Origin of the sequence: Ulvibacterium sp. (assembly GCF_028285715.1) — a bacterium.
Classification (GTDB): Bacteria; Bacteroidota; Bacteroidia; order Flavobacteriales; family Flavobacteriaceae; genus Ulvibacterium.
In genome coordinates this window covers 197,097-208,779 of record NZ_JANQOO010000017.1, presented here as the reverse complement: position 1 = coordinate 208,779, position 11,683 = coordinate 197,097, and the positions used below count along the sequence as shown (strand labels likewise).

Genomic DNA, 11,683 nt, shown 5'->3' with positions numbered 1-11,683 from the left:
AAAATTAGGAAAAATAGATGAACAAGGAAGCCGGAGTTTTTATGCCAATGCCGCTGAGAGCCTTATGCATTCCAAAGCTTCCCTTACATCATGTACCCTCAAAATGGATACCCCCTTTTGAAGGGCGTACATATTTAGGGCAGTGGTCCCATTCAACGCATTTTGCGCATCCAATTCCAAGGTCTTGTATATCATGGATTTTCGGCTTAGTCCGGCTAGAAGGGGAAGTTCAAGTTGCTGTAAAAGATTTAAACGTTTTAATAAATCGTAATTCTGCCCAGAGGTCTTGGAAAAACCAAAACCTGGATCGATAATAATGTCATGTATGCCAAGGGAACGGGCTTGGGCTATCCGTTCTGAAAAGTATTTTAGGATATCATGAATTAAATCGTCATAATCCGTTTGTTGTTGCATAGTCTTGGGCTTTCCTCTCATATGCATCAAAATAATCGGCACCTTGAGTCGGGCAACTGTGGGCAGCATGGCATCATCCAGATGTCCGGCAGAGATATCGTTGATCAATGCCGCACCGGCTTCTACGCATTTTTCCGCTACCTTACCTCTAAAAGTATCTATAGAAAGGACGATTTCGGGAAATTCATCGATAAGCAAATCAATAATCGGTAGAATACGTTCCAGTTCTTCCCTTTCTGAAATCAGCTCGGCTCCCGGACGGGAACTTTGGGCGCCTACGTCAATAAAGGTTGCTCCTTCGTTCAACATTTTTTTTACTTGGGAAACCACCGTTTTTTCATCCTTATATTTTCCCCCATCAAAAAACGAATCCGGCGTAACGTTTAGAATGCCCATTACCTTGGGTGTACTCAAATCAATTAGCTTTCCTTTGCAGTTAATTGTCATGTGAATTGGGTTGATGTCCGAGATTCATTTTATCGAATAAGTTTAGAACGCGAACTTTGACGATTCCAAATTTTTAAGCGAAATTTACGCAAATTACCATAGAAATAGATGCAGCACACTTCTGAGCAATATGATTCCGTAATTAAGACTTGCCGGGATTTGTTCCAAAAAAAGATGAAGGATTATGGCAGTGCATGGCGAATCCTTAGACTTCCCTCCCTTACCGATCAGATTTTTATAAAGGCACAGCGTATCCGCGGGCTTCAGGAGAACAAAGTGCGGAAAGTGGACGAGGACGAGCGGTCTGAATTTATAGGGATTATCAACTATGCCATTATGGCCCTGATCCAATTGGAAAAAGGAATCGCCAAGGAACCGGATTTAGGAGGACCGGAAGCTTTGGCCCTTTATGATAGGCATGTGGCCGAGACCAAATCGCTTATGGAAAACAAAAATCACGACTATGGGGAAGCTTGGCGGGATATGCGAGTAAGCTCGTTGACCGACCTAATTTTACAAAAGCTATTGCGGGTTAAACAGATTGAGGACAATCAAGGGAAAACGCTGGTAAGCGAGGGCATAGATGCCAATTACCAGGATATGGTAAATTATGCCATATTCGCACTCATTCATTTGAACACCGGCACCAAATCTGAAATTACGGAATGAAATACCTAGTAGGTTTTAGCAGAATATTTGTTGGGGTTCTATTTATTATTAGCGGATTCATTAAGCTGAACGACCCTGTTGGCTTCTCTTTTAAACTTGAGGAATATTTTAGCCAAGGGGTGTTGAATCTTCCTTTTTTAGAACCCTATGCATTGGCTATTTCGATTTTTGTGGTCATATTCGAGGTGCTGCTGGGGGTGATGCTCCTAGTAGGTTTTCGTGTAAAGTTCACGGTATGGAGCCTTTTGCTCATGATCGTATTCTTTACCTTCCTCACATTTTACTCCGCATATTTCAATAAAGTAACGGATTGTGGCTGTTTTGGTGATGCCATTAAACTGACCCCTTGGGAATCCTTTCTAAAGGATATACTATTGTTGGCATTGATTATCGTACTCTTTGTTGGGAAAAAGTACATCGGCTCAATTTTTGGTTCCAATACAAAACGGATATTGACCCTCCTTGCCCTTTTGCTTTGTATTCTCTACGCCTATTATGTACTGAGACACTTGCCGGTAATAGATTTTAGACCCTATAAAATCGGGGCAAATATTGAACAGGGTATGCTTGTTCCGGAGAATGCCCCAAAGGCGATTTTTGAATATGCCTGGCGATTTAAAGTGGGCGAAGAAGAACAGATAATCGTTACCAATGGCGAATATCCTTCTGTAGATGGTGAATTTTTGGATGTGGAGACTACCGAAATCCAAAAAGGATACGAACCCCCGATTCACGATTTTACTATTGAACGGGAAGGTGAGGATTTTACAGCTTTGTTTCTGCAGGAGCAAAAATTGGTTATGGTAATTGCCTATGACCTTAGAAAAACGGAAAGAAGTGCTTATACCGAAATCAAGGAAGTAACGGACAGAGCACTAAATAAGGGGTATAAGGTAATCGGAATGTCGGCTTCCAATGAAGAACAAACGGGAAAATTGGCGGGAGACTTTGGATTGGGCTTTGATTTTTATTTTACCGATGAGACTACCCTAAAGACTATAGTACGTTCCAACCCGGGGGTCTTGGTTTTGGAAAAGGGAAGTATTTTGCAGAAAGTACATTATAACGATTTGGATGAACTCCAATTTAACTGAGATGATGAAATCCGGAAAATTCTTTAGTGGAATCCTTCTGTTTTTCCTTTTGGACGGTTATGCCCAAGCGCGTAATTTTTCCGAGCTTGCCTTAAATGATATATTGTTGACCGAAGAAAATGAAAAGGTCCCCTTTAGGACCATATTGGATGAAAACCAGGGGCGCACCATATTTTTGGATATTTGGGCCTCATGGTGCAAGGATTGCGTAGTAGGAATGCCCAAAGTCAGAAAATTAAAGGAGGAATATCCTCGGGTATCCTTTGTATACATATCCTTGGATAGAAATGAGGCGGATTGGAAAAAGGGCATTCAACGCTTCGGCATCGGAGACGGGCAGCATTATTGGGCCACCAAAGGCTGGAAGTCCGATTTATTCAATGATTTGGACCTGGATTGGATCCCACGGTATATGATTTTGGATGGTTCTGGCAATATCGCTTTATACAGGGCCATTAAAGCGGACGATAAAAAAATTATAAACTACTTGAAAAACGAACAAGATGAGAAGTAAAATAGTCGCAGGAAATTGGAAGATGAACAAGAACTTAGAGGAAACGGAAAAACTGTTGGCCGAGCTTTCGGCTAAATTACCGAATACAGAAGCAGAGGTAATGGTGGCCCCCACCTTTGTGAATTTGTCCCGTTCCGTTCAGGTTTTGGAATCTTCAACGATTCAGGTTATGGCCCAGAATATGCACTTTGAGGAAAGTGGGGCTTTCACTGGGGAGATTTCTGCGGATATGCTTCTCAACATCGGAGTGGAAACGGTTATTTTGGGACATTCCGAACGCAGGGCCTATTTCGGGGAAACCGACGAATTGCTGGCAAAAAAAGTTGCCAAGGCATTGGAGAAGGGATTGCGGGTGATGTTCTGCTTTGGGGAGGAATTGGATGAGCGTAAGGCTGGAAATCATTTTAAGGTTGTGGAAACGCAGCTAAAGAACGCCCTTTTCTCTTTGGACAACAGCTCATGGAGCAGTATTGTACTGGCCTATGAACCCGTTTGGGCCATAGGTACAGGAGAAACCGCTTCTCCTGAACAGGCGCAGGAAATGCATGCCTTTATTCGTAAAACGATTGCGGAAGCCTACAGCAACTCCATTGCCGATGAAGTCTCCATATTGTATGGCGGAAGTGTAAAACCCAACAATGCCCAGGAAATTTTCTCCAAAACCGATGTAGACGGTGGGCTCATTGGTGGAGCTTCTTTGGTGGCCGACGATTTTTTGGCCATAGTCAACGCAATTTAAGGTCGGATCCATTAGGGGATACCGACTTTAAAGGGTTTACCGAACTGAAAAAAAGATCTAGAATGTGTTTCGTGGAAACTCTCCTTGCCAAATACTAAGATGGTTTCTAATATAGTCTATATAGAGTATGCCTTTAGAATTCTCCCCTTGCAGCCCGCTTCGGAAATTTTGATAGCGGAATTGGGCGAATTGGGATTTGAAAGCTTTGTAGAAACACAGGAAGGCGTTTTGGCTTACCTTCAAAAGGAGAATTGGAAAGAGGATATTCTGGATTCGATTTTCATATTAAGGAGCCCCGACTTTAAAATTTCTTACCAATCCAAAGAAATAGAACAGGAGAATTGGAATGCTACCTGGGAAAAGAATTTTAGTCCAATTCACGTTGGTAATTGGTGTACGGTCCGGGCACCTTTTCATGAAAAACCCAATTCAAAGTTCGATATTGTTATTGAACCGAAAATGAGTTTCGGAACGGGCCATCATGAAACCACCTATATGATGTTGCACCATATATTAGATCATGATTTTGAGGGAAAATCCGTATTGGATATGGGAACGGGGACGGGGGTCCTGGCCATATTGGGCGAAATGAAAGGGGCAATTGATGTAGATGCTATTGATATGGATCATTGGTGTTATGTAAATGCCCTGGAAAATGTGGAGCGAAACGATTGCCATCACATTCAAGTCTTGGAAGGAGATTCTTCCACGATTCCAAGTGGTAAGAAATATGATGTTATTTTGGCCAATATCAATAGAAATATTTTGTTGAAAGACATATCCGCATATGCAAATTGCCTCAAACCGGATGGTTCACTTTTTTTAAGTGGATTTTATTACGAGGATATTATTGTGATTTCCGCAAAATGTACCGATGTAGGTTTGAAATTTGAAAAAAATATTGAAAAAAATAATTGGGTTGCCGTAAAATATGTATTTTAGAATATCTTTAAAACGTATGGTAAAAACCTTGTAATGAGCACTAAAGAAAAAATATCCGAAGAGCTCCTTTTAGAAGAGGAAACAATACAACCCAATGAGATAATCCTCTTTAACGATGATGTCAACACCTTTGAGCACGTCATTGAAACCTTGATCGAAGTTTGCGATCATTCCCCTGTGCAAGCGGAACAATGTTCGCTAATTGTGCACTATAATGGAAAGTGTACGGTGAAAACTGGCGAATACGATGATTTGAGGCCAAGATGTAGTAGGTTGCTCCAAGCGGGATTGAGCGCCGAAATCGTTTAAGAAGGTAGGAGTAGTATATCAATGGGGTAGCTTGTCCTTCAAAACCCCATAGGTGAAAGTTCCCAGCACCGCAGCAGCTATCACTATCAACATACTGAATACCCCGGTACCCAAAAGAATATACATAGGTCCGGGACACGCCCCGGCCAATGCCCAACCCATACCAAAAATACTCCCACCGAGAAGATAACGCGTAAATCCCTTGTCCTTGGCAGGAAGATGTATGGCATTGCCATCAATGCTTTTAAGCTTTAGTTTTTTGATCGACCATAGAAACAATATCCCTAGAAATACGGCAGAACCTATGATTCCATACATATGGAAGGATTGAAATTTGAACATTTCAAAAATTCGGTACCATGATACGGCCTCGGACTTTACCAGAACGATTCCAAAAAAAACACCTACAAGCAAGAACTTTAAAAGCTTCATATTCCAAAAATTAAAGGTAATATCAAATGGGTCATTATAAGCCCCCCTATGAAGAATCCTATAACTGCTACAAGCGATGGGAGTTGAAGATTACTTAATCCCGTAATGGCATGGCCGGAGGTGCATCCCCCGGCATAGCGGGTACCAAAACCTACCAAAAAACCTGCAACGATCAATAGGGTCAACCCCTTGAAGCTAAGGACACTTTTCCAATCATAGATTTCTGCCGGTAGTAAGGATTTACCGGCTTCACGAAACCCCAGTTCGCGAAGATCTGAAACCGTTTCCGGATTTAAGGCAATTACAGAACCATCGGATAGGAAGGTCACGGCTATAAACCCTCCGATCATCGCACCCAAAACCACGACCAGGTTCCAAAGATGGGCTTTCCAATCAAATCTAAAAAAATCGGAAAACCTTCCGGCACCACCTATACTGCATATTGTCCTTAAGTTGGAGGACATTCCGAAAGTCTTTCCGAAATAGACTAAAATTAAAAGTACCAGGGAGATTAAAGGACCTGAAATGTACCAAGGCCAAGGTCGTAATAGAAAATCCATAGCGATTTGTTTTTGGTAAATATAATTCGTTGCATTCCCGTATTATGTAATATAGGTTACATTGTAAATGCCATTCTGAAGTGCCAATATCGAAATTATAATTGACATCTAAATAGGGGTATCCTATCGGCTGAAACTTTAGGAGTAGCATTTGTAACTCCTTCATAAGCTCCAAACGAATCAAAAAATACCACGTGCTATGATCAAATCCATAAAGTTGGGCACAGTTGGGTATCTGATTTCCGAAATCGTATTTTGTTGCTCCGGATTATATTTCCAAAACCCGGCATTGTAAACAATAAAATCATTAGCTTTTACTTATTTTTAGCACAAATTTTCACCATTGTATTTGTGAATGGTGATATTTATGAATTATGACCATGGTAAAAATTCGCTTCCTTTTCCCAATCTTGACCATTTTTCTTTTTTTTTCCTGCGCAAGGAAAAATGAAACCAAAGAAGAATCAAAGGATGACGTACTAAGTTATGTAGATCCCTTTATTGGCACCGGAGGCCATGGACATACCTATCCGGGCGCTACTACTCCTTTTGGAAGAGTACAGCCCAGTCCCGACAATGGTATTACGGGATGGGATTGGTGCTCGGGATATCATGTGTCGGATTCCATCATTTCAGGTTTTGGACAATTGCATCTTAGTGGAACCGGTATAGGCGATTTAACGGATGTTCTCTTAATGCCTACAACAAAGACGGTAGATGTTTCACTTTTTGGAAAAGGGCGGGATACATTGCCCTATACCTCCAAATTTTCACATACCAATGAAACGGCGTCTCCGGGTTATTATCAGGTTTTTTTGGAAAATCCTGAAGTCGATGTGGAGTTGACGGCAAACGATTATGTCGCATACCACCAATATACGTATAAGAACAAGGAAAAAGAATCTTCCTTTATTCTTGATTTGGGATATGAAGTCAACTGGGATAAGGCAACGGCTAGCGGTGTTACCATTGAGAACGATACCTTAGTTTCTGGCTATCGTTTCAGTAAGGGCTGGGCAAAAAACCAAAAAGTGTTTTTTGCTATCGAAACATCAAATCCTATTACCGGGAACAGTTTGGTAGCAGATGGGCAAATCGCGGAGAATACCAATAAGGTAGAAGGTACAAAAACTGGTGGACAATTCTTCTTTGGCACGCATACGAAAGCGGTAGGGCTAAAGATCGCCGTTTCTTCGGTCAGTATTGAGAATGCAAAGAAGAATCTAAAATCATACGGTTCCCAAAACTTTGATGCGGTACGACTTGAAACCGAAAATACCTGGAAGGGTCTATTGGATAGAATACGTATTGAAACTCCCGTAGATTCATTGAAGACCATTTTTTATACCTCATTCTATCATACTCAGGTAGCTCCAACACTATTTAGCGATTCCAATGGCGAATTTCGTTTGCAAAACGATAGCATTGCCAAAGCTGAGGGGTTCGATATGTATTCCACTCTTTCCCTATGGGATATTTTTAGGGCGGAAACACCGCTTTTAAGTGTTCTGGACCCCGAACGTATCAATGCTATGGTACGATCCATGTTGGCCTATTACGACCAAAGTGGCGTTTTACCGGTTTGGGTGCTCTCCGGAAATGAGACAGGTACTATGCCGGGATACCATTCCGTTTCCATTATTGCCGAGGCCTATTTAAAGGGTATTCGGGATTACGACACGGAGAAGGCCTTTGAGGCCATGAAAAAAACCATGACGGGCGATGAGAGAGGGCTGGGACCTTATCAGGAATTCGGCTATATACCATATGATATTATGGATCAGTCCGTTTCCATAAGTCTGGAGTTGGCCTACAACGATTGGTGCTTGGGCCAGGTGGCAAAGGAAATGGGTAAGCAAGAGGATTATGAGTATTTCACCAAACGCTCCAAGGCCTTTCAAAATTTTTATGATCCCAATTCAGGATTTCTAAGGGGCAAGTCTTCGGACGGCACTGCGTTCCATGAACCCTTTGACCCTAAGGTATCCAACCATATTGAGGATACGGATTATACTGAGGGAAATGCTTGGCAGCATAGTTGGTATGTACTGCATGACGTGGGAGGGCTTATAGAATTGCATGGTGGTGGCGAGCCCTTTTCCAAAATGGTGGAGCAACTCTTCACGGAAAGCTCGGAATTGAAGGGCGACAATATTTCGGCGGATATTTCAGGATTGATCGGGCAATACGCCCATGGCAATGAACCTAGCCATCATATCGCTTATATGTTCAATAAGGCAGGCCAACCCTGGCGCACCCAATACTGGTCACGGGAGATTTTGAATTCGCAATATACCACCCAACCGGATGGATTGAGCGGGAATGAGGACTGTGGGCAAATGTCAGCTTGGTATGTGATGAGCGCCATAGGTATATACCCTATGAACCCTGCTTCTTTGGAGTATGAGATCGGAAGTCCCTTGTTTAAAAAATCCACCATCAAGTTACCAAACGATAAGACTTTCGTAATTTCCGCCCCGAACACGTCCAAGGAAAACTTATATGTACAATCGGTTAAGCTAAACGGAGAATCTTTGAACAGGACCTACATAAGACATGAGGAAATTGTTTCCGGGGGTACTTTGGATTTTGAAATGGGTCCCCGACCCAATACGTTGTGGGGGGTAGGAGACGAATAATGGAAGAAGACGGGTACAAGAAATGCACAGCGTGAATCAAACGGGTTTTTCCAAGACCTTGAACCAAACTTAAGAAACCAATCAACACCTTATATATGGAACTATCAAGTATTGATCTTGGAATAATTATTGGATATGTAGTGATTACGGTTCTTTTTGGGCTTTGGGTTTCAAAAAGGGCTTCAAAGGACATCGACTCCTATTTTTTAGGGGGAAACGAAATACCTTGGTATTATTTGGGGCTTTCCAACGCCTCCGGTATGTTCGATATTTCGGGAACCATGTGGGCCGTAACCATTATGTTTGTCTATGGCCTTAAAAGTGCTTGGCTGCCATGGCTTTGGCCCATTTGGAACCAAGTTTTCATCATGGTTTTCCTGGCCGCTTGGCTTAGACGTTCCAATGTAATGACCGGTGCCCAGTGGATAACCTATCGATTTGGCAAGAACTTTGGCGCCAAGTTATCGCATATTATCGTTACGATTTTCGCCATTATCAGTACTTTAGGTTTTATCTCCTATTTCTTTGAAGGCATCGGTAAGTTCGCTACCATTTTTTTTCCGTGGGACCTTGCTTTTGAATTGGGCCCCTTATCCATTAATTCGGAACAGGCCTATGCCCTGATTATTATCGGACTTACTACAATTTATACCCTAAAGGGGGGTATGTACAGCGTTGTGGGTACTGAGGTCCTACAGTTCATTATTATGACAATTTCATGTTTTGTAATAGGATATATTGCCTTTAATTCCATTACTGCCGATCAGGTGAACGCCGCCGTACCGGAGGGGTGGCATGATGTATTCTTCGGATGGGAATTGGATTTGGATTGGACAGGGTATATAGATAGCGTAAACACAAAGATTGAGGAAGACGGCTTTTCCCTTTTTGGTTTTTTGCTCATGATGATGATTTTTAAGGGTATTTTTGCAAGCTTAGCGGGTCCTGTACCAAGTTATGACATGCAACGTGTACTATCGACCCGTAATGAGGAGGAAGCAGCCAAGATGAGCGGTTTGACCATAGTGGTACTCTCCATCCCTCGATATCTAATGATTGCCGGATTTGCCGTTTTGGGAATTGTATATCTAGGTCCCGAGCTACAGGCTATGGGTGAAGGAATTGATTTTGAGACCTTGCTTCCAGTAGCCATTCAACGTTTTGTGCCCATAGGTTTTAAGGGGCTTTTGCTGGCAGGCCTTTTGGCGGCCTTTATGGGGACCTTTGCGGCCTTCATCAATGCGGCCCCAGCCTATATTGTTAACGATATCTATAAGAAATATATCAATCCGAATGCCTCGGCAAAGACCTATGTACGATATAGCTATTTATCTTCCATTATCATTGTGGTGGTTGGACTTATCGGAGGATTCTTTGCCTCTTCCATCAACACTCTCACACTTTGGCTCACTTCAGCTCTGTATGGTGGGTATGCCGCGGCCAATGCGCTAAAATGGATTTGGTGGCGATTTAATTCCTATGGATATTTTTGGGGCATGTTGGCTGGTCTTGTTGCGGCGACCATAGTCCCACAGTTATATCCAGATACCGCTGCGATCTATCTATTTCCCCTAATCTTGTTGATTTCCTTTATGGGATGCTTCCTAGGAGTAATTTTTGCAAAACAGGATGATATGGAGGTTTTGAAACATTTTTATAGGACCACAAAACCATGGGGTTTCTGGAGACCGGTAATACGGGAAATACAAAAGGAAGATCCAAATTTTGAACCGAACAAGAACTTTTTAAGGGATACGTTCAACTGTTTAATAGGCATCGTTTGGCAGATGACCTTTGTCCTTTTCCCCATTTACCTGATTATCAAAGAGTATTATAGTATGGCCTTTGTGGTCCTTCTTATGATAATTACATCAGTAATCCTGAAAAAGACATGGTATGACAAACTAAAGTCGAGTGAGTTAGTAGATAAAAACTGAATTGATGAATAAAATACCTTGGCAGGACAGGCCAAAAAATTGTGCCGATGTGCTTTGGCGCCACAGCGAAAACCCCATAATAGGTCGTTATGACATCCCCACTGCGAACAGTATATTTAATAGCGCCGTAGTGCCTTTTAGGGATGGATTTGCAGGAGTTTTCCGATGTGATAACAAAGCTGTCCAAATGAACATCCACACTGGTTTTAGTGAAGATGGAGTGCAATGGGATATCAGCCACGAGCCCATACGTATGCAGGCCGGAAATACCCAGATGATAGATTCCGACTACAAGTATGACCCAAGGGTCGCCTTCATCGAGGACCGCTATTGGATTACTTGGTGCAACGGCTATCATGGTCCTACCATTGGCATTGCATACACTTTTGATTTCAAGGAATTCTTTCAATGTGAAAATGCGTTTTTACCCTTTAATAGGAACGGGGTACTATTCCCGAAAAAAATAGATGGCAAATATGCCATGCTCAGTAGGCCAAGTGACAATGGTCATACCCCTTTCGGTGATATTTACTTAAGTTACAGCCCGGATATGAAATATTGGGGTGAACACCGTTGTGTAATGAAAGTCGCTCCCTTTAACGATAGTGCTTGGCAATGCGCCAAAATTGGTGCCGGCCCGGTGCCCATTTGGACAAAGGAAGGTTGGCTGGTGTTTTACCATGGGGTAATAAAGACCTGCAATGGCTTTCGTTACTCTGTTGGGTCCGCTATATTGGACGAGAACAGGCCGGATAAGGTAAGGTACCGAACGCAACCCTACCTCATGGCACCGGCGGAAATCTATGAACAGGTAGGTGATGTACCTAACGTCATTTTTCCATGTGCCACTTTACACTCCTTGGAAGAGGATAAGTTGGCCTTGTATTATGGAGCTGCCGATACGGTAACCGCTCTGGCCTTTGGTCATATCTCGGAAATAATTGCCTTTACCAAGCAGAACAGTTTATAAAAAGTAGTGTACGAGTC

General features: G+C 42.4%; 12 protein-coding genes. 9 read left to right on the top strand and 3 right to left on the bottom strand.

Going from position 1 to position 11,683, the window contains the following annotated elements; all coding sequences use genetic code 11:
• Positions 1-39: 39 nt before the first annotated feature.
• Entirely contained in the window at positions 40-861 is an 822-nt protein-coding gene (folP, locus tag Q0993_RS07895) for a dihydropteroate synthase (RefSeq protein WP_299531567.1), read from the bottom strand.
• A 108-nt stretch (positions 862-969) separates the two neighbouring features.
• Here folP and Q0993_RS07890 point away from each other — a divergent pair, with 108 nt between their 5' ends.
• The 6 genes from Q0993_RS07890 (at position 970) to Q0993_RS07865 (ending at position 5,128) form a co-directional block, all read left to right on the top strand.
• Positions 970-1,530: a DUF1599 domain-containing protein gene (locus Q0993_RS07890; protein WP_299531565.1), complete on the top strand. Its 561-nt coding sequence runs from the start codon at positions 970-972 to the stop codon at positions 1,528-1,530.
• Positions 1,527-2,624: a BT_3928 family protein gene (locus Q0993_RS07885; protein WP_299531563.1), complete on the top strand. Its 1,098-nt coding sequence runs from the start codon at positions 1,527-1,529 to the stop codon at positions 2,622-2,624. The genes Q0993_RS07890 and Q0993_RS07885 overlap by 4 nt, the downstream gene beginning before the upstream one ends.
• On the top strand, positions 2,605-3,138 hold the full coding sequence (locus tag Q0993_RS07880; RefSeq protein WP_299531561.1) for a TlpA disulfide reductase family protein: 534 nt from the start codon (positions 2,605-2,607) through the stop codon (positions 3,136-3,138). The genes Q0993_RS07885 and Q0993_RS07880 overlap by 20 nt, the downstream gene beginning before the upstream one ends.
• On the top strand, positions 3,128-3,877 hold the full coding sequence (tpiA, locus tag Q0993_RS07875) for a triose-phosphate isomerase (RefSeq protein ID WP_299531559.1): 750 nt from the start codon (positions 3,128-3,130) through the stop codon (positions 3,875-3,877). Before Q0993_RS07880 ends, tpiA begins: the two co-directional genes overlap by 11 nt.
• 99 nt (positions 3,878-3,976) lie before the next feature.
• A complete protein-coding gene (gene prmA, locus Q0993_RS07870) occupies positions 3,977-4,819 on the top strand; it encodes a 50S ribosomal protein L11 methyltransferase (RefSeq protein WP_299531557.1) in 843 nt (280 codons plus the stop codon).
• Between the two features lie 33 nt (positions 4,820-4,852).
• Positions 4,853-5,128, top strand: coding sequence for an ATP-dependent Clp protease adaptor ClpS (locus Q0993_RS07865; protein WP_299531555.1), 276 nt, complete (start codon positions 4,853-4,855; stop codon positions 5,126-5,128).
• 18 nt (positions 5,129-5,146) lie between these two features.
• Here Q0993_RS07865 and Q0993_RS07860 read toward each other — a convergent pair whose 3' ends face one another.
• Together Q0993_RS07860 and Q0993_RS07855 are read right to left on the bottom strand one after the other, a co-directional pair.
• Positions 5,147-5,560 (bottom strand): DUF6691 family protein, encoded by a 414-nt coding sequence (locus Q0993_RS07860; protein ID WP_299531553.1) that lies wholly within the window; start codon positions 5,558-5,560, stop codon positions 5,147-5,149.
• Positions 5,557-6,120 (bottom strand): YeeE/YedE thiosulfate transporter family protein, encoded by a 564-nt coding sequence (locus Q0993_RS07855; protein WP_299531551.1) that lies wholly within the window; start codon positions 6,118-6,120, stop codon positions 5,557-5,559. The genes Q0993_RS07860 and Q0993_RS07855 overlap by 4 nt, the downstream gene beginning before the upstream one ends.
• A 374-nt stretch (positions 6,121-6,494) precedes the next feature.
• Here Q0993_RS07855 and Q0993_RS07850 point away from each other — a divergent pair, with 374 nt between their 5' ends.
• The 3 genes from Q0993_RS07850 to Q0993_RS07840 all read left to right on the top strand — a co-directional run bounded on the left by Q0993_RS07850 (position 6,495) and on the right by Q0993_RS07840 (position 11,666).
• The gene (locus Q0993_RS07850; RefSeq protein ID WP_299531549.1) at positions 6,495-8,759 is read left to right on the top strand and encodes a GH92 family glycosyl hydrolase; all 2,265 of its coding nucleotides are present in this window, start codon (positions 6,495-6,497) and stop codon (positions 8,757-8,759) included.
• A gap of 95 nt (positions 8,760-8,854) precedes the next feature.
• A complete protein-coding gene (locus tag Q0993_RS07845) occupies positions 8,855-10,696 on the top strand; it encodes a sodium:solute symporter family protein (RefSeq protein WP_299531547.1) in 1,842 nt (613 codons plus the stop codon).
• Positions 10,697-10,700: 4 nt separating this feature from the next.
• Positions 10,701-11,666: a glycoside hydrolase family 130 protein gene (locus Q0993_RS07840; protein ID WP_299531545.1), complete on the top strand. Its 966-nt coding sequence runs from the start codon at positions 10,701-10,703 to the stop codon at positions 11,664-11,666.
• Positions 11,667-11,683: the final 17 nt, after the last annotated feature.